Source organism: Ruegeria sp. SCP10, assembly GCF_040329495.1.
Taxonomy (GTDB): Bacteria; Pseudomonadota; Alphaproteobacteria; order Rhodobacterales; family Rhodobacteraceae; genus Ruegeria.
The window spans coordinates 1191706-1209058 of sequence record NZ_JBDZYF010000001.1 but is presented as its reverse complement, the minus strand read 5'-3'; the positions used below and the strand labels follow the sequence as shown (position 1 = coordinate 1209058).

The window sequence follows — 17353 nt, the reverse complement described above, 5'->3', positions numbered from 1 at the left end:
CTTCTTAGTCTTTTGGTTATTCAGCCGGGACGCTTTGCGCGTCGCCGCTGTCGCGGGCCGCTTCGATCAATGCGCGGCGCGCTAGTGCGTAATTGTCCTCACCCCCGGCGCGTTTCGCGCGGCGATCATCCAGAATGCGCTCGACTGCATCCAGACGACCTGCGCGCAGGCCGGAATCAATTGTGATGCGCTCGAATACATCACGCTGGGCGTGGCTGCCACCGGCCATTTGCATCCCGGCCCGAGCGGTTGACAGGAAGTCAAAGGCCGCGCCGTAAAGCCCATCGCCAAACGCCTCAAGCCCCTTGGCGGCCGCGATGCCCGGATCAGACATGCGGATCGGGGTGTCACCCTGATTGCGCTGCGCATCCTTTTGGATACGCTGCAGCATTTTCCCGGTTGCATCGCCACGATTGTCACCGGTCAGGGCCAGCAGATAGTGCAGGTCAGCAAAGATTAGACAGCCATCCTCGGTCCGAGCGGCGCTGAGATCGGCCAGTTCCTCCCAACGGTTGCCGACATCGATCCCCTCAAGCTCCAACCGGGACAGCAGCGATGTGGCGTTTGAGATGTCGCGGTAGTCGTCGGTCTTATCCTTGCGGATATGCTGATCGTATAGGGCCATCACCTGATCGACCTGACCCAGATCCAAATGCATCAACGCCTTGTGCCACCAGACGTGATAGCGGAAGTTATTGCAATGGGCCCAGGCATCTTCGCGCCCGGCCAGCCAATCAAGGCCCAGTTGGGCATTGCCCGTCATTTCGTGCACATGGGCCACAGCATGCAGGCCCCAGGCATCGTCTGAAACCATCCATAGCGCCTGACGTCCGGCAATCTCAGCCTTCTGGTAAGCACCGGTTTCTTCCAGCGCAAATGAGTGGCAACCCAACAGGTAGCCGCGCCCGGCATGATCGGGCTCATAAGCAGGCAGGATGCGTTCGATCGACCGACGCATTCCTTCGGCGTCCCCAAGAACAAACCGGGTTGCATGGCTGAGTTTCATCGCCAGCGTATCGGTTGGATGGGTGCGCAGAATCTCTTCGAACTTCTGGATCGCTTGCGAGGGCAAGTCGGACAGATAGAGTGAAAGTGCCTCAACATACAGCCGTTCGCGGGCTGATACAGGCTGGCGCTCCATCGCGGTGGTGGCCGCACTCAGCGCTTCGGTCGCAACGGGCAGCATTTCGCGTCGGCCCAGCAGAACCATGAACAGGCCCTTGATCGCGTGGCCTAGGGCAAAATCCGGTTCCAGCTCAAGCACCTTGCCCAAGTGCTGAGGGGTGATTGCCGCGTGCGCCATGAACCCAAGCAGAACACCATCCCACGCTTCGGCGCTGGCCGAGTGGGTCAAAGTGTTCATCTGTCCAAAAACGTCTTGTTTCATACTTGGGTCCAATCCGATTGCGATATTCGACACTGTTTGATTTATCAGAGTGTGCGGGCGGGTCGTAACAGTATCGACCCTGCTCTCGAATTGGTGAAAAGGCGTGTGTGCAAAAATTGAAAAAAACCGCCGATTCAAGGGCATGTTTCAGCAACTTGCCGCCGAAATGGGCAAGTGTTTCAGTCCTCAAAGGGGTTTTCAGCGCCTAAAATGTCATCAGTGTCTGCACCAAACACCGGCGGGGCGCGCCGGTATGTTACAGGCGTGCGGGACAGTTTCAGCGGATTCCCGATCAGATTCACCTCGCCCGGCTGGGCCTGCATCGTGATTTGCATCTCGCGCGCATCCACTTGATCGGTGTCGAATACCTGATCCAGCGTCTGCACCGGACCAACAGGGACTTTGCGACTCTCCAGTTCCGAAATCACGGTGTCCATGTTGTGCGACCGAAGCGCAGGCCGCAGAATCGCATTCAGAGCATCGCGATGCTCCAGCCTGGCCGGGTTGGTGGCGAAACGCGGGTCGTCGGCAAGGTCGGAGTGGCCGATGAAATCGCAAAAACGACGAAACTGGCTATCATTGCCAACCGCCAAAATTACGTGGCCATCTGCGGTCTTGTAGACCTCATACGGTACGATATTCGGGTGACCATTGCCGCGCCGCTGCGGGACGTTGCCTGATGTCAGATAATTGACGCCTTCGTTAATCAGCCAGGCCACCTGCGAATCCACCAGCGCCAGATCGATCTGCTGCCCTTCGCCCGTCATGTCGCGATGGCGCAGGGCGGCCAGAATGCCGACAGCGGCGTACATCCCACACATCACATCTGAGATGCCGACGCCTACTTTCATCGGCGCGCCATCCGGGTCGCCGGTCAGTGACATGACGCCACCGTAGCCTTGCGCCATCAGGTCATAGCCGGGCTTGCTGGAATTGGGTCCGGTTTGCCCATAGCCGGAAATCGAACAATAGACGAGGCCCGGAAGATCCTGCGATAAGCTGTTGTAATCCAATCCGTATTTGGCCAACCCACCGGGCTTGAAATTCTCGATCAGGATATCAGCATGCGAGGCCAGACGCTTGATTTCGGCCTGCCCCTCGGGCGTTGCAATGTCGATGGCGACGGATTTCTTGTTCCGGTTGGCCGACATGTAATAGGCGCTCAGGTCCGAGCGGTTGCCCTCGGCATCCGCCACATATGGAGGTCCCCATTGCCGCGTGTCATCCCCGCCCGAGGCCGGGTTTTCGACCTTGATGACGCTTGCGCCCAGATCGCCCAGCAATTGTGTGCAAGTCGGTCCGGCCAGAATGCGAGACAGGTCTAGTACTTTGACGCCTTTCAGCGGCCCGTCAGATGCGGCCATCATATCCTCCACGCTCGATCTCGGCGGCGATCACGGTAAAGCGGTCGGCTTTGACCGCCTCTTCCAGCGCCGTCCGCAGTTCTGCGCGGTTGCGAACAGTATGTCCATAGCCACCGAAAGCGCGCCCCATGGCGGCAAAGTCATGGCGGTCGAAATCAACACCCCGATTGCCCATCTGACGCTGGCGCTGTTTTAGTTCAATCAGCGCAAGGCTGGCATCAACAAAGACAAGAAAGATGGGATTGCCGCCCATCTCGGCGGCGGTCGACAGCTCTCCGGCTATCATCAGGAAACCGGCATCGCCCGAGAAACTGATCACCGGACGGTCGGGTTCAGCCAGTTTCAGGCCGATGGCCATGGGCAGGGCACACCCCATCGTGCAAAGCGCCGAAGACTGGATCAGCCCGCGCGGCTCATGACACTCCCACATCTGGCTCAGCAGGATGCGATGCGCACCACTGTCTGCCGTTGCAAGAGTGTTCTGCGGAAGGGTAGCGCGGGTTTCGGCGATCACAGCAGCAGGCCCCCAGTCGTCGTCTTGCGGGAAGGTTTGCGCCAGTGCCGCCTTGACCTGTTCAGGTTCTCCGCCGGGCCATGTCGAGCGCGCCGGGGTGCCTTTGGCCATGGCTTCGAGGGTTTCGCCGGTGTGAGCCACAAGATTCAGCCCGGCCTGATGCATATAGTGATCATTGACTACGGCCGAGATATCGATGACGCGCTTTTGGTCCGGGTCCCAAATTTCGCGCCAGCCGGGGCGCATCTCGATCGGGTCGTAGCCCAGGCACAGAACCAGATCGGATTGTTCGATCAGAGGGATCAGGTGCTTGTCAGCCAAAGGCGACAGCCCTGCACCGCCCAGACATAAAGGGTGATCCTCGGGGATGACACCCTTGGCCTTATAGGTTGTCACAAACGGGATGTTGAAGTGTTCCAGAAACGCCTGCACCACGCTGCACGAGTCATCATAAAGAACATCCAGCCCAATGATCGCGACGGGACGTTCGGCCTCGGACACCCAGCGACGTGCTTTGGCAAGGCAATCGCCTTCCGGAGCAACGGCTGCGACCTTGGCCAGACGCCGACGCTTGGTCGATGACACGCGCATATCCGCGACCGAGATTGGTACGTCGATATGAACCGGGCCGGGCCGGGGCTGGTTGGCCAGCGATACGGCCTTGTCGGCGATGATATCCGCGCCTTCTGCGGTCATCACAAATGTGGCCTTGGTGATCGAGCGATAGACCTGGCTGTGATCCATCACCTGATGGGTATAGGTCAGCGCTTCATCGGGATCCACGCAGCCGGTCAGAACAATCATCGGCACCCGATCCTGAAACGCGTTGGCGACCACGTTGATCCCGTTCATCGCACCTGGGCCAATAGTAGCGACCAGAATGGCAGGCGCGCCGTCGCGGTGATGCACGGCCTCGGCCATGAATCCGGCCGCGTTTTCATGTTTGGCCAGGTGAAAGGTGATCCCTGCCTGCTCCAGCGCGTCGACCAGTGTCAGCACCTCACCGCCGGGCATGCCAAAAGCATGGCGGCATCCGGCCTCATATAAGCGTTGGGCCAGCAAATCAGCCGCGCGGGGGGACATGTCCTGCATCAATGAGCTCCGAGATTTTCTTTGCCAAGCAGATGTCTGACCTTCGCACCAGAGGCAAGCCGGATCACGCCAGTGTGACTATTCGCGCGCCGATTCCGCAATGGATTGAAACTTAGCGTCCAATTCCGCAGCGATATCAGTCAAGGCCACGCCACCTTGTTCGGCATAGGGTGCGAAGACAAAACTGGGCGTTTTATAGGACAGGGTTGCGGTTCCGTCTTCATTCTCGGTGATATAGAACCGGATCGGGGCTTCGATCATCGCGTCGGTCGAGGTTTCCAGAACGCGCACGGCATAGTCATTGTTGAACACGCCAATCACCCGATTGCCGGGGATGGTAATGCCGCGCGCAGCAGCTGCCTTGGTTGGACCCGCCTGCGTGACAACGATTAGCCCGTTTGCTTTGACTGCAGCCTTTGTGTCCGCGATCAAGGCTTCATACGTCTTGTCGGTCTCATACACGGCCCAGCCCAGCAGTGCCTCGTCGGCCAAGGCGGGCAGGGCAAAAAAGGCACATTGCTGCGTACAGGGCTTTCATATCTGAGATCTCCGTCAAGTATTCACATCTTGATGCCAGAGTTTGACGCGCCAAGCACTCACATTACCGTGTGGATTTTTGCAGCAAATAGATATCCATGATCCAGCCGTGATCGGCGCGGGCTTTGGCGCGGGTGTCCAATATCTGTTGGGCGACGTCGATCAGTGGCCCATGGATCAGGATTTCCTCTTTCATCCCGACATAAGCGCCCCACCAGATGTCATAACCCGCCATATCAAGGCTTTGGAATGAGCATTCCCCATCCAGCATCACCGCAACTTTCGTGGCGTTCGCCGGCCACCCTTCGTCACGCAAGCGTCGCCCGGTTGTGACCACATAAGGTGCGCCAATATCGTTGATCGGGATCGCATGCGCGGCGGTCAGGGCTTGTGGCGCGGTGATCCCCGGAATGACGCGTTTGCGGGGCTGCGGGTGCAATCGGGCTGCGATGCGAAGTGAACTGTCATAGAGCGATGGATCGCCCCAGATCAACAGCGCCACCTTGGTTACATCCGGGTACTCTGCAATGGCTGCCTGCCAGCGCAATGCGATGGCGTCATGCCAGTCGTCGACACCTTGCAGATATCCCTCATCCGAGTGGCGCGTGGGGATATCGAAATAAGCGATCTGAGGTGGCGTCTCGCAGGCCTTTGCGATGATCTCTTCCCGCACCCCAGCCAGATCCGCTTTGCTTTCGCCTTTGCGCGGGATCAGGATCAGATCGGCCTCTCGGATCGCTTGCACACCCTGCAGGGTCACATGATCGGGATTGCCGGTGCCGATACCGATCAGGGTCAGCTCATACATCTTCGAATTCCGCGAGTGGGCCATAGAGGATCAGCGCTGGGGCTGTTCCGATCTCGGATTTCAGCTTGTCGGCCAATGCGCCGATGGTCGAGCGATTAAGTACCTGATCCGGGGTCGAAACGGATTCCGCCAGCAAGGCAGGGGTCTCCAACGGCAGGCCATGTGCATGCAGCGCTTCGACCAGCAAGGGAAATGTGCGTTTGCCCATGAATACAACCGTTGTGGCCAGCCCATCTGCCAGGGCAGGCAGGTTCAGGTCCTCGGGCAGCTGTCCGCTCACATCGTGGCCAGTAACAAACTGCACACGGCGTGCGGTCAGGCGGCGTGTCAGAGGGATGCCAGCGGAGGCAGCCGCCGCGACGGCAGAGGGGATGCCCGGTATGATCTCATAGTCGATCCCGGCCTCGCGCAACGCGACCAGTTCCTCTTCTAACCGTCCAAACAACCCGCCATCCCCGGATTTCAGTCGCACAATGCGTTGCCCTGTCTGGGCGTATTCCACGAGCAAGCGACTGACATGGTTCTGCTTTGGCGATGGGCGGCCAGCACGTTTGCCAACCCCAACCAAATCCGCATCCTCGCGCGCATGGCTCAGGATCGGGCCGCTGCTCAGGTCATCGAACAGCACCGCATCGGCCTTTTGCAACCGATCCACAGCTTTAAGCGTCAATAGCTCCGGATCACCAGGCCCAGAGCCGATGAACGAGACAAATCCACTCATGCTGAAGCCTCAGCGATCAGGTGGAAGAACGTGCCGGTGACATTGCCACGCACAGACCCGGTTTGGGGGCCTTCTGTGCCCTCGGCATCAAAGACGCGCGCAAGCGGCGCATCGGGTTGGTCAACGATCGAAGAATAGTGGAACTCATGCCCGCGCAGGGCGGCACCTGCTGCAAGCCCCGGCATCGGGGCCAGCAATTCAGCCCGGCGATAACCCAGATTGAATTTGCGCTTCTCGTAGGAGGTGACCAGCCCCAGCAACCCGGCCATTTGGTGCCGTGTGCCGTCTTTGTCGATTAGCCCTTCCCCCAAAGCCATGTAGCCGCCGCATTCGCCATGCACCGGTTTGGCTTCGGCATGGCGGCGCAGTCCGTTTAGGAAGGTATTTGCTGCTGCCAGTTTGCCGGCATGTAGTTCCGGGTATCCCCCGGGCAGCCAGACCAGATCGGCATCTGCGGCTGGGGCCTCATCTGCCAAAGGCGAGAATGGCAAAACCTCCGCCCCGGCTGCGCGCCAACCTTCCAGCAAATGGGGATAGGTAAAGGAAAACGCCGCATCCCGCGCCAATGCGATCCGTTGTGCCGGGGGTCGCGGCAGCGCGGCTGACGATGGCCCAGATGGGCCTGAGGAGGCCGCCCGCTTGATCGCCTCAAGGTCCACGTGTTCCCGAAGGAACGCCGCATAACCCACGATGGCGCTTTCCAGATCGGGATGCTCAACAGCTTGGATCAGGCCCAAATGGCGCTCGGGCAAGGTCAGATCACCGCGCCGCGGCAGCACGCCTAAAACAGGCAGGCCTGCGCGCTCCATGCCCAAGCGGGTCAGTCGCTCGTGGCGTGGGCTGGCACAGCGGTTCAGGATCACGCCGGCAAAGGGCAGATCGGGATTGTACATCTTGAAACCCAGCGCAGTGGCTGCCGCCGATTGCGCCTGTCCGCCCACATCCAGCACCAGCACCACCGGCCAGCCCATGCGCTGCGCGGTCTCAGCGCTGGAGCCATGGCCCAGCTCGCCGGGTTTGGCCACGCCGTCGAACAGACCCATCGAGCCCTCGGCTACCACGATATCTGCCCCGTCTGCCTGATCCGAGATCGCGTTTAGCAGCGGATCACCCATCGCCCAACTGTCCAGATTGAACGAGGCCCGCCCCGCCGCTGCCCGGTGAAAGGCCGGGTCGATATAGTCGGGGCCGCTTTTGAACGGCTGCACGGTCAACCCATCCTCGGCCAGTGCCCGCAACAGCCCCAGCATGACAGTGGTTTTTCCTGTGCCCGAAGATGGCGCGGAAATCAGTATGCCCGGAGGATTAGTCATCGCCATGTTCCCAGCTGGACCATGGGCTATCCGCGCTTTGCGGGCGATACCGACGGTCATAAGTCTTTGAATAGAGGCAGCTTTCGTTAAACCCTTCACCTGCCAGCGCGGGTCCGACCATGATCAGAGCGGTGCGCGAAATGCTTTCGTCCAGCGCATCTTTCAACGTTTCCAAGGTCGCACGGATGATCCGCTCATCCGGCCAACTGGCGCGATAGACAATCGCCACAGGGCAATCCGCGCCGTAGGCTGGGGTCAGGTCAGCGACAACCTTGTCCAGATTGCCAATCGAAAGGTGAATGGCCAGTGTGGCCCCGGTGCGCGCGAAGTTTTTCAGTGTCTCACCCTCGGGCATTGAAGACGCGCGGCCGGGCGTCCGGGTCAGAATCACTGATTGCGCGAGGCCGGGCAGGGTCAGTTCAGTGCCCAGAGCCGCCGCCGCCGCGGCAAACGACGGCACGCCGGGTGTGACGCTGACGGGAATCCCCATCTCTTTCAAGCGGCGGATCTGTTCCCCCATGGCCGACCAGACTGACAGGTCACCCGAATGCAAACGTGCCACGTCCTGACCTGCCTGATGAGCAGCGTCAATCTCGGCCATGATCTGATCCAGATCCATCGGCGCGGTGTTCACGATCTTCGCGCCTTTGGGGCAATGGCTAAGAATCTCTTCCGGAACCAGCGACCCGGCATAAAGGCACACCGGGCAAGAGGCGATGATATCGCGCCCGCGCAAGGTCAGCAGGTCGGCGGCACCCGGTCCGGCACCAATGAAATGAACGGTCATGTCTGTCCTCCGATGGCGATGGCGCAGGTGGCCAGCCGGTCGTGTGAAATCTGTCTGGGTGTAATCAGCCGCGCGCCGAATCCGGCGGCGGCCAATGCAGATGCCTCTGCCACGCTGCCGGTGCCATAGCTGGCGCGGCTGCGGGGTGAACATATCAGGGTACGTTGTTCGGCAAGATCAGCAGGCGCGATCAAGTGTAACGGCAAGCCTAGGGTCGCAGCGAAGCCCGCCAAAGCGGGGTGCCCATCTTTGTCTACGACCGTGGCCAACGCATCCACCGCATGGCCCGAGGACGCCTGATCATAGGCCGCCTTCAGGCTGTCGACTGTGGCGGCGTTAGAAAACCCAAGACCGGCGACGATCATAGGGTCACGCTCCACTGCACCACCGGGTAGGCGGATTTCCATCCACGACGGGGACCCAGAGGGCCCGCCTGCGCCAATTCAATCCGTAGCAAGTCACCGCCCAGCGTTTCATGCCACCGCGCCAGCAGCGCCTCGCTCTCGAGCGTTACTGCATTCGCGACCAGCCGCGTGCCCTTTGGCAGACTGTCGCGCAACCAGACCAGCAAGGCCTCGGACAAGCCGCCGCCGATGAATACAACATCTGGATCAGCCAAGCCTGACAAAGCCTCAGGCGCGGTGCCGTGAATGACTTCCAATCGATCCTGCCCCAGCGTGTCCGCGTTGCGCCTAATGCGGTCTGCGCGCTCGGCCAGTGGTTCAATCGAGGTGGCGGTCAAGGTCGGATCGCACATCAGCCATTCGATGCTAATAGACCCGGTACCGCCACCAATGTCCCACAGATGCTCGCCCCTTTGCGGTGCCAGCGCCGACAGGGTCAGCGCACGGATGGGGCGTTTGGTGATCTGACCGTCCGTTTCAAAGATGTCGTCCGGCTTGCCGGAAGCTTTGGGGAAGGACAGGCCGGGACCGGTAACCTCAAGCCCAACGCAAACGGGATGATCAAAAGTGCCCAGCAGGGCCTCGGTCAGTGAAACCGTCTGCGTGTTTTCGCGTGGTCCGCCCAAGGCTTGCATCACGTGCAGGGCGGTGTCGGCAAAACCGGTCTCTGTCAGATAGGTCGCCAGTTCGGCCACCGCCTTGCCGTCGCGCAGCAGAAGGATAGCACGCAGCCCGGCCGCCAGATGTGGGCGCAACCGGGTCAGGGGCGCGGCGTGCAGTCCAAAGGTCAGTGTGGTTTCCAACGGCCAACCCAATCGGGCAGCCGCCAGCGAAAAGGTGGATTGACCCGGCAAGGCAATCCATTCGCCCGCATCAAAGGTCCGGGCAATGACCGAGCCCGCGCCAAACCAGAACGGATCACCTGATGCCAGCACAACGGTGGGTCGCTCGCGCAGGTCGGTTAGAATGGGTATCCCATCGGCAAACGGCACGGGCCATTCGATCTGTTCGGCCTGAGTTTCTGGAACCAGCGACAGATGCCGTGGCGGGCCCATGATGACTTCGGCCCGATCCAGGGCTTGACGACTTGCGGGTGGCAGGCCATCCAGTCCATCTTCGCCCAGTCCCAGAATGGTCAGCCACGGAGCTTCATGCATGCCCAAACTCCTGCTTCTTGGCGGCACGACCGAGGCCAACGCCCTGGCCCGCAGCCTTGCCGAACGGGGGATGAACGCAGTCTACTCTTACGCCGGGCGCGTGGACAATCCTCGTCCGCAACCTCTCCCGGTTCGCGTGGGTGGGTTCGGAGGAGTCGACGGGCTGGCCGAATACATCCGCGATAACGCCATCACGCATGTTGTGGACGCAACGCACCCCTTCGCAGCAAAGATGAGCGCCAACGCCATAGCTGCGTGCAAAGTGGCGGATGTTCCGCTTGCCGCTTTGACCCGACCGGCTTGGAGCCCGCAGCAGGGCGATCGCTGGCAACATGTGCCGGATATCCCGGCAGCTGTTGCGGCGCTTGACGGTCCCGTTCGGCGCGTTTTTCTGGCTGTGGGTCGAATGCATTTGCAGGATTTCGCGGCGCAGCCTCAACATCATTATTTGTTGCGACTGGTCGATGAACCGGAAACTGTACCTCTGCCCAACGCTGATATAGTGGTCTCGCGTGGGCCCTTCACGGTTGAAGGTGATGTTGAGTTGATGAAAAACCACGGCACCGAACTGGTTGTATCGAAGAACGCGGGCGGCACGGGTGCGCGCGCCAAGCTGGATGCCGCGCGGACGCTGAATGTGCCCGTCCTGATGATCGACCGCCCGAGTCTGCCACCCCGGCACGAGCTGTCTTCGGTCGATCAGCTTTTGGACTGGCTGGCTCATTCCTGACCCTCGGCCAAAGTGAACCTTGGTGTGTAGACAATCGGCGCGCCTTCGCGTTCGATCACGCGCGTTAGGGAGGAGCCGACGATCACAACGGTTTGCATATCGGCCATTTCGGGCGTCGCTTCGGCCAATGTCGAAATCCGGATCGCCTCATTCGCGCGCGACACGGCGCGGGCGAACAGGATCAGGCGTTCAGGTTCACATTCCTCACGCAGTATTTCCAGCGTCTTTACAAATCCTTCGGGCCGGGACTTTGAGCGTGGGTTGTAGAATGCCATCGCGAAATCTCCCTGTGCAGCCAGACGCAGCCGCTTTTCGATCAGCGACCACGGCTTGAGATTGTCACTCAGGTTGATGGCGCAGAAATCATGCCCCAGTGGCGCACCCGCGCGGGCCGAGGCGGCCAGCATGGCCGTAATGCCCGGCAACACGTCGACAGGGATGTCGCGCCACTCAATTGGCCCGTTTTCCATCGCCTCAAACACGGCGGCGGCCATGGCAAACACGCCGGGGTCTCCGGACGAGACCACAACAACCCTTTTTCCCTCGGATGCCATCTGCAACGCATGCTGGGACCGGTCGATTTCAACTCGGTTATCGCTGGCATGCAGGGTCAGCCCCGCGCGATCTGCCACGCGTGCGACATAGGGGATATAGCCAACCACATCCGTTGCCTGGGCCAAAGCAGCTGTGACTTCGGGTGTTACCAGCGCTTCATCCCCGGGTCCAAGCCCGGCAATCTTGACCCAACCCGTCATGGCCGCCGTCCCTGACCGTGAACGATAATGATCGAGAAATAGGGCGTGATCTCTTCGCAATCATCCGACAATTTGCAGACCCGCTGATTGGGCATCTGGGCGTATTCCACGATCCAGGCGCGGTCATACAGGCCTGCGGTTTTCAAGGCGCGTTTAACCTTTTCGATATTGCGCCCGATTTTCATAACGACCAACGCGTCGGTTTGCGCCATGCGACGGGCCAGATCATCTTCGGGCAAAGTTCCCATCAGAATAGTCAGGACGTCATCGCCCCAAGTGATCGGGTCGCCCGTAGCGGTCCATGCCCCGGACATGCCTGTAATCGCGGGCACGATTTTAACTTGAGCTCCATCTCGTAAGCGGCTGTAAAGATGCATGAATGAGCCATAGAAAAACGGGTCACCCTCGCACAGTACCACGACATCTTCACCTGTGTTGGACAGGTTTTTCAGATGCGCGGCGCAGTCTTCATAAAACGTAGCGAGCAAGGCGTTATAGCGCGGATCAGACAGTGGAATTTCCGTGGTGACGGGGTATTCCATCGGGAACTCCGTCGCACTGCCGGGGATCATGCCATCCACAATCTTGCGCGCCTGACCGTTGCGGCCCGGCTTGCGAAAGAACGCCACATGGCGCGCATTGCGCAGCAAACGGTCGGCCCGCACGCTCATCAGATCGGGGTCACCGGGGCCGAGGCCAACGCCGTATATGGTGCCGCCGCTCATTCGGCGCGGCTCGCGATGGCGTTCACGGCGGCAACGGTGATAGCACTGCCGCCTAGACGCCCTTTGACGATGCAGGACGGCACCGGCTGCGCCTCCCACAGGGCGTCCTTGGATTCGACCGCGCCGACAAAGCCCACCGGGCAGCCGATGATGGCGGCGGGGCGTGGGCAATCGGGGTCCTCCAGCATGTTCAGCAGGTGAAACAAAGCCGTCGGCGCGTTGCCGATGGCGACCACAGCGCCCTCAAGATGCGGACGCCACAGCTCCAGCGCGGCGGCTGAACGCGTGTTTCTCATCTCGGCGGCCAGTGGTCGCACGCGTTCGTCATGCAGGGTGCAGATCACCTCATTCTCGGCGGGCAGGCGGAACCGGGTTACGCCCTCGCTGACCATACGCGCGTCACACAGGATCGGCGCGCCACCTTCCAGCGCGGTCCGCGCGGAGGATACAAAACCGGGTGAGAAATGGACGAACTCTTCCAGCCCGACCATACCAGCCGCGTGGATCATCCGAACGGCGACCTGCTCTTCATCGGCGTCGAACCGGGCCAGATCGGCCTCGGACCGGATGGTTGCAAAGCTCTCCTTGTAGATCGCCGCGCCGTCGGTTTCGTAAGTGTAGGGCATCAGGTGAAGTCCATCGTCATCAGTGTTTCGGGGTTCAGCCCACGCAGGATTGGCTCATCCCCTGCGCGGCCCTGTTTGACAAGATCAAATCGTTCGTTCTGGCCGACTAAAGTCACATCCGCGGGGCCCATCCGAGCGCAGCCTTTGGAACACCCGGAGACATGAAGTGTGCCGGGTACACGCGGGGCCAATTCTCGGGCGATTTTGCGGGTTTCCACCTGCGCCTGCGGGCAGAGCGGCGCCCCGGGGCAGGCGTCGGTGGTCATCAGCGGGTCGGTGCCGTCCGTGACGAAGCCCGGGGCGGGTATCGCCGCCCCGCCTTCCAGCAGGATCATCCGCCACGGGGTGACACGCAGGGCAGAGGCGCCGCTGTCGCGGATCAGCGCGTGCAGTTCATTTGCGGGCAATTGCCCAAAGGCCGCGCCGTAGAGGTTGCCCAGATCGCAAGCGCCCGGTTGCAACGGCGCGCCGATGGGTCCGGGGACGCGGCCCTGCCACTCTGTAGGCAGACCAAAAGCCGCCACGGCCCGCGCTATGCGGCGGGTGTCTGACGTGAAGACCTCCGCAAACCACGTGGCCAGAGCAATCAGGTGATCAATGGCCTCGGCCTCCGAGACTGCACGTCCTGTCTCTGCCCCATCTGCGCGCAGGATCAGCCCATCGGCGGAACGCTCCAACCGGATATCGGCCGAATCCGCCGACAGCAGGCGCTTCGGTCCCGTGTCGATGGCAAAGCCGAACTTGGCCGGTAAAGCGGGCAGCTCGCTCAGACGGTCGATCAATTCCTGTGTCAGTCGCGCGGTCAGATCGCCCGGCTGATAAAGCGGAGAGACCAGAATGTTGCGCCGAACCTCGATACCCGGCTCCGCGTCCAGCAGTCCAAGCGCGGACAACTCGGACAGCAAAGCCTGGTGTTCCCCTTCCTTCACGCCGCGCAACTGTAGGTTCGCACGGTTGGTCAGATCGATTGTGCCGTTGCCGTATTTCTGGGCCAGTTCACACAGACCAAGCGCTTGTGGCGCGGTCAGCCGGGCGAAACGAGGGCGCACGCGCACCACCAACCCATCCCCAGACATCATCGGTCGGTGGGCGCCGGGGCACCAACCTTGGACGACTGGTTTTGGGGTGGGCGCGCTCATCCCAGCCCCTCCAGATCCGCCCGGATCGAGTTGCGCCGGGTATTCCACAACCCAGCATCCAACAGCGCGCGGAACCGGTCCAGCATCGCCTGGTGGGCCTGCGGATTGGCCTGCTGCAGGAAGGCATCTACGTCTTCATCGCCCAGTGTCGCATCGTGGTAGAGGTCGAACAAATGCGGCGCAACAGTGCCTGAGAGATGTGCGAATGACGCCATGTGATCCAGCGTCGCGGCGATCTCTGCCGCGCCCCGGAAGCCATGTCGCTGCATCCCGGCGATCCAGTCCGGATTGGCGGCTCTGGCGTGGACAACGCGGCTGATCTCTTCCGGCAAGGTGCGGGCGCGTGGGTTTTCGGGATTGGTATTGTCCAGATGATACAGCTGTGCGGTACCACCCATTGCTTTCTTGGCGGCGGCAAAACCGGCCTCATGCGTGGCGTAGTCATTTGCCAGCAGCAGGTCTGTTTCGGTCAGGTCCTGCAGGTGAACAAAACTGTCGGCATTGGCGACGCGTTGGGTGATGCCCACCTTGTCCTGAACGATGTTTTCGCCCTCTAAAGCGAATGAGCTGGCCTCAAGCCATGCCTCACCTGCCTGCGCGCGTGCCTCGTCGGTATAGACCTCAGACAGTTGGGTCATGTCGACGCCATAGCTGCCGGGGGCGGGGCCGAAAACGCGGGCCGAAGGGGCCTGACCGGCATAGGGGTTCCAGTCGGTCGCCTCATCCCGTGCCGCTAACGCGCGGATCGCCTGACCGTAAAGCGCCGATAGGGTTGGAAAGACGTCCCGGAACAGGCCTGACACACGCAGCGTCACGTCCAAACGCGGGCGGCTGAGGTCGGTGATTGGCAGCACTTCGATACCCGAAACCCGCTCCGAACCCTTGTCCCACACCGGTTTCACGCCCAGCAGGTGCAGCGCCATGGCGAATTCCTCGCCCGCGGTGCGCATGGTGGCCGAGCCCCACAGGTCGACGATCAGCCCCTTGGGATAGTCGCCTTCTTCTTGAAGGTGACGCCGAACCAATTCCTCGGCCAATTTGACGCCTTGTGTGTAGGCCGCCCGAGTCGGCACCGACCGAGGATCAGTGGTATAGAGGTTCCGTCCGGTTGGCAGAACATCCGAGCGGCCGCGATAGGGGGAACCGGACGGCCCGGCCTCGATCCGTTTCCCGGCCAGCGCCTCGATCAATGCGCTACGTTCCGCATGGGCCGAAGGCGCAGGGTCGAAAGTACCGGATACCTCAGGCGCGCGGCCATAGATATGCAGCCCGTCGCCGAACTGGCTTTCTTTGATATCGCAGACAAAGCGGTCGATGCGGGTGATTGCCTCCGCGGTGCAGGTCGCCTGATCGAGGCCCAGATCGCTTTCTAAACCGATGGCCTGCGCCTCGTCGCGGATATCCTCCTGTAAACGGTCACGCCGTTTGGGGTCCAGCCCGTCCGCGTTCGAAAACTCATCGAGCAGCGATTCCAGACGCACCATGCGATCCGGCGTCCCGCTTTCCTTCATCGGGGGCGGGATATGGCCCAGCGTCACAGCCCCGATCCGGCGTTTGGCTTGCGCGGCCTCGCCCGGGTCGTTGACGATGAAGGGGTAGATTGCTGGTAGGTCGCGGATCAGCGCCTCGGGCCAGCAATTCGCAGACAGAGCAACGGACTTGCCCGGAAGCCATTCCAGAGTCCCATGCGCGCCGATATGGATCAGCGCGTCTGCGCCCAGTCCCTTGCGCAGCCACAGATAGAAGGCGACATAGCTGTGACGTGGGGTGCGAGACAGGTCGTGATAGTCGTCATCGCGCATTTCGGGCGTGCCACGTTCGGGCTGTAGAGCAACGAGCGCGTTGCCACGACGCAGGGCGGTGAAGTGGAACGCGCCCTCGGTAAAAACCGGGTCGTCTTCTGGCTTGCCCCACACGGTTTGCAGATCGGCGCGCAGTTGCTCGGGCAGGCCAGCTAGGGCCGCATGGTAGTCTTCCAAAGACCATGAGATGCGCGCGTCCAGCAGGGTTTCAGCAATCGGTTCGGCCGGTGCGGTGGTGTAGCCCTCGGCCTGAAGATCGGCCAACATCGCCTCGGCCGAGGCCAGCGCGTCGAGGCCCACCGCGTGCGCCATTTGCCAGTCCTTACCGGGGTAGGTCGACAGAACAAGCGCGGGCACCTGATCCGCTTTTGGCTTGTCATGCAGTGTCAGCCAGCCGGTGACACGGTCGATGATCGCTTCGATCCGCTCTTGGTCAGCCCGGTGGGCAAAGCGGGAGTATTCCAGATGCGGATCGCGCTTGCCCGGTTCCTTGAACGAGGCGATGCCCGCCGAAATGCGCCCGTCCACCTCGGGCAGCACCACATGCATCGCGAGGTCGGCAGGGGAAAGGCCGCGTTCCGCCTCGGCCCACGCCTTGCGGCGCGACGTGGCCAGAGCCATCTGAAACACGGGCACGCCCGCCGCGTCCAAAGGGGACGTACCCGATGCACCTTTGCCCGAGAACGAGGTGGCGTTGATGATCGCCGAAGGTTTCAGCGCAACGATGTTGCCACGCAACCATTCGGCAGCAACAGGTGCTTTGAGCGAGGGGGCGAAGAGACCGACGGCCTCGAACCCGCGATCCCGCAAGCTGCGGATCACGGCGGCGACAGGGGCCGTATCCGCCGAGGTTAGATAGGCGCGATAGAAGGTGACGACGATACGTTTAACGTCGCCCGAAAAGGCAGTCTCAACCGGGATCGCGCCGCGATCAGGACACCACGCGCCGGATTCGGGCAGGGTTTTAGCCCCCATAACAGGGCCGGCATAAAGCCCCGCCGCCAATGCCATCTGCGCCAAGGCGGCCTGTGCGGCGACTTCGCCGCCGGTGTCGCAGAGATGCGCCAGACGACGCAGGGTCGAGACGGGCAGGGTGGAATATTCATCCAGCCGCGTGTCCTCACGCCCGTCTGCGGGCAGGACGGCCAGCGCGATCCCCTTGGCCTGCGCCAGCGACAACACTTGCTGCAGCCCGTAGGCCCAGTAAGGCACGCCGCCAATCAGGCGGATCAGAATGCCCTTGGCACCCTCAAGCGTCTGTTCCACGTAGGTGTCGACGGACAGAGGATGCTTCAACGCCGTCAAGTTCGCCAACCGCATCGTGGGCATACGCCCCTCGGGCCCACCACCGCGATGCCAGCCTGCCGCGAAAGCGCCAAGGTCACTGTCCGAGAAGGACAGCACCACCAAATCCGCCGGGCTCTGGCCCAGATCGGTTGGGGTTTCCGTTTCTTCTAACCCGTGACTTTCGCGGAAGACGACGTGCATGGGC

Annotated in this window: 16 protein-coding genes; 1 reads left to right on the top strand and 15 read right to left on the bottom strand. The window is 61.4% G+C overall.

Going from position 1 to position 17353, the window contains the following annotated elements; all coding sequences use genetic code 11:
• Positions 1-16: 16 nt before the first annotated feature.
• The 10 genes from ABLN87_RS06135 to cbiE form a co-directional block, all read right to left on the bottom strand.
• Positions 17-1387, bottom strand: coding sequence for a tetratricopeptide repeat protein (locus ABLN87_RS06135; protein ID WP_353008300.1), 1371 nt, complete (start codon positions 1385-1387; stop codon positions 17-19).
• 179 nt (positions 1388-1566) lie between these two features.
• Positions 1567-2751 carry a CaiB/BaiF CoA transferase family protein gene (locus ABLN87_RS06130; protein ID WP_353008299.1) on the bottom strand — a complete coding sequence of 395 codons (1185 nt, stop codon included), beginning with the start codon at positions 2749-2751 and terminating at the stop codon, positions 1567-1569.
• On the bottom strand, positions 2738-4357 hold the full coding sequence (locus tag ABLN87_RS06125; RefSeq protein WP_353008298.1) for a thiamine pyrophosphate-binding protein: 1620 nt from the start codon (positions 4355-4357) through the stop codon (positions 2738-2740). The genes ABLN87_RS06130 and ABLN87_RS06125 overlap by 14 nt, the downstream gene beginning before the upstream one ends.
• A gap of 78 nt (positions 4358-4435) precedes the next feature.
• Positions 4436-4858, bottom strand: coding sequence for a DUF302 domain-containing protein (locus ABLN87_RS06120; protein WP_417750383.1), 423 nt, complete (start codon positions 4856-4858; stop codon positions 4436-4438).
• Between the two features lie 100 nt (positions 4859-4958).
• The gene (cobF, locus tag ABLN87_RS06115) at positions 4959-5702 is read right to left on the bottom strand and encodes a precorrin-6A synthase (deacetylating) (RefSeq protein WP_353008295.1); all 744 of its coding nucleotides are present in this window, start codon (positions 5700-5702) and stop codon (positions 4959-4961) included.
• Positions 5695-6423, bottom strand: coding sequence for a uroporphyrinogen-III C-methyltransferase (gene cobA / locus ABLN87_RS06110; protein WP_353008294.1), 729 nt, complete (start codon positions 6421-6423; stop codon positions 5695-5697). Before cobA ends, cobF begins: the two co-directional genes overlap by 8 nt.
• Positions 6420-7742: a cobyrinate a,c-diamide synthase gene (locus ABLN87_RS06105; RefSeq protein WP_353008293.1), complete on the bottom strand. Its 1323-nt coding sequence runs from the start codon at positions 7740-7742 to the stop codon at positions 6420-6422. The genes cobA and ABLN87_RS06105 overlap by 4 nt, the downstream gene beginning before the upstream one ends.
• The gene (gene cobM, locus ABLN87_RS06100) at positions 7729-8523 is read right to left on the bottom strand and encodes a precorrin-4 C(11)-methyltransferase (RefSeq protein ID WP_353008292.1); all 795 of its coding nucleotides are present in this window, start codon (positions 8521-8523) and stop codon (positions 7729-7731) included. The genes ABLN87_RS06105 and cobM overlap by 14 nt, the downstream gene beginning before the upstream one ends.
• Positions 8520-8888: a cobalamin biosynthesis protein gene (locus tag ABLN87_RS06095; protein WP_353008291.1), complete on the bottom strand. Its 369-nt coding sequence runs from the start codon at positions 8886-8888 to the stop codon at positions 8520-8522. Before ABLN87_RS06095 ends, cobM begins: the two co-directional genes overlap by 4 nt.
• Positions 8885-10084, bottom strand: coding sequence for a precorrin-6y C5,15-methyltransferase (decarboxylating) subunit CbiE (gene cbiE, locus ABLN87_RS06090; RefSeq protein WP_353008289.1), 1200 nt, complete (start codon positions 10082-10084; stop codon positions 8885-8887). Before cbiE ends, ABLN87_RS06095 begins: the two co-directional genes overlap by 4 nt.
• Here cbiE and ABLN87_RS06085 point away from each other — a divergent pair.
• On the top strand, positions 10083-10814 hold the full coding sequence (locus tag ABLN87_RS06085) for a cobalt-precorrin-6A reductase (protein ID WP_353008288.1): 732 nt from the start codon (positions 10083-10085) through the stop codon (positions 10812-10814). The two genes, cbiE and ABLN87_RS06085, sit on opposite strands and share 2 nt — an antisense overlap.
• On the opposite strand, the gene cobJ is transcribed toward ABLN87_RS06085, so the two are convergent.
• From cobJ to cobN, 5 genes are read right to left on the bottom strand one after another with little or no spacing between them, the layout of a single operon-like run.
• On the bottom strand, positions 10805-11569 hold the full coding sequence (cobJ, locus tag ABLN87_RS06080; RefSeq protein ID WP_353008287.1) for a precorrin-3B C(17)-methyltransferase: 765 nt from the start codon (positions 11567-11569) through the stop codon (positions 10805-10807). The genes ABLN87_RS06085 and cobJ overlap by 10 nt on opposite strands.
• Positions 11566-12294 (bottom strand): precorrin-2 C(20)-methyltransferase, encoded by a 729-nt coding sequence (locus ABLN87_RS06075; RefSeq protein ID WP_353008286.1) that lies wholly within the window; start codon positions 12292-12294, stop codon positions 11566-11568. The genes cobJ and ABLN87_RS06075 overlap by 4 nt, the downstream gene beginning before the upstream one ends.
• Complete coding sequence (locus tag ABLN87_RS06070) at positions 12291-12920, bottom strand: precorrin-8X methylmutase (RefSeq protein WP_353008285.1); 630 nt, start codon at positions 12918-12920, stop codon at positions 12291-12293. Before ABLN87_RS06070 ends, ABLN87_RS06075 begins: the two co-directional genes overlap by 4 nt.
• Complete coding sequence (gene cobG, locus ABLN87_RS06065; protein WP_353008284.1) at positions 12920-14059, bottom strand: precorrin-3B synthase; 1140 nt, start codon at positions 14057-14059, stop codon at positions 12920-12922. Before cobG ends, ABLN87_RS06070 begins: the two co-directional genes overlap by 1 nt.
• Positions 14056-17349 (bottom strand): cobaltochelatase subunit CobN, encoded by a 3294-nt coding sequence (cobN, locus tag ABLN87_RS06060; protein WP_353008283.1) that lies wholly within the window; start codon positions 17347-17349, stop codon positions 14056-14058. Before cobN ends, cobG begins: the two co-directional genes overlap by 4 nt.
• Between the last annotated feature and the right edge of the window lie 4 nt (positions 17350-17353).

Bases quoted from the DNA above. Each gene is read 5' to 3' on its own strand.
- ABLN87_RS06095 (WP_353008291.1), bottom strand. From the start codon at position 8,888: ATGATCGTCGCCGGTCTTGGGTTTTCTAACGCCGCCACAGTCGACAGC.
- ABLN87_RS06130 (WP_353008299.1), bottom strand. From the start codon at position 2,751: ATGGCCGCATCTGACGGGCCGCTGAAAGGCGTCAAAGTACTAGACCTG.
- cobM (WP_353008292.1), bottom strand. From the start codon at position 8,523: ATGACCGTTCATTTCATTGGTGCCGGACCGGGTGCCGCCGACCTGCTG.
- cobF (WP_353008295.1), bottom strand. From the start codon at position 5,702: ATGTATGAGCTGACCCTGATCGGTATCGGCACCGGCAATCCCGATCAT.
- ABLN87_RS06085 (WP_353008288.1), top strand. From the start codon at position 10,083: ATGCCCAAACTCCTGCTTCTTGGCGGCACGACCGAGGCCAACGCCCTG.
- ABLN87_RS06070 (WP_353008285.1), bottom strand. From the start codon at position 12,920: ATGCCCTACACTTACGAAACCGACGGCGCGGCGATCTACAAGGAGAGC.
- ABLN87_RS06135 (WP_353008300.1), bottom strand. From the start codon at position 1,387: ATGAAACAAGACGTTTTTGGACAGATGAACACTTTGACCCACTCGGCC.
- cobG (WP_353008284.1), bottom strand. From the start codon at position 14,059: ATGAGCGCGCCCACCCCAAAACCAGTCGTCCAAGGTTGGTGCCCCGGC.
- cobJ (WP_353008287.1), bottom strand. From the start codon at position 11,569: ATGACGGGTTGGGTCAAGATTGCCGGGCTTGGACCCGGGGATGAAGCG.
- cobA (WP_353008294.1), bottom strand. From the start codon at position 6,423: ATGAGTGGATTTGTCTCGTTCATCGGCTCTGGGCCTGGTGATCCGGAG.
- cobN (WP_353008283.1), bottom strand. From the start codon at position 17,349: ATGCACGTCGTCTTCCGCGAAAGTCACGGGTTAGAAGAAACGGAAACC.
- ABLN87_RS06105 (WP_353008293.1), bottom strand. From the start codon at position 7,742: ATGGCGATGACTAATCCTCCGGGCATACTGATTTCCGCGCCATCTTCG.
- ABLN87_RS06075 (WP_353008286.1), bottom strand. From the start codon at position 12,294: ATGAGCGGCGGCACCATATACGGCGTTGGCCTCGGCCCCGGTGACCCC.
- cbiE (WP_353008289.1), bottom strand. From the start codon at position 10,084: ATGCATGAAGCTCCGTGGCTGACCATTCTGGGACTGGGCGAAGATGGA.
- ABLN87_RS06125 (WP_353008298.1), bottom strand. From the start codon at position 4,357: ATGCAGGACATGTCCCCCCGCGCGGCTGATTTGCTGGCCCAACGCTTA.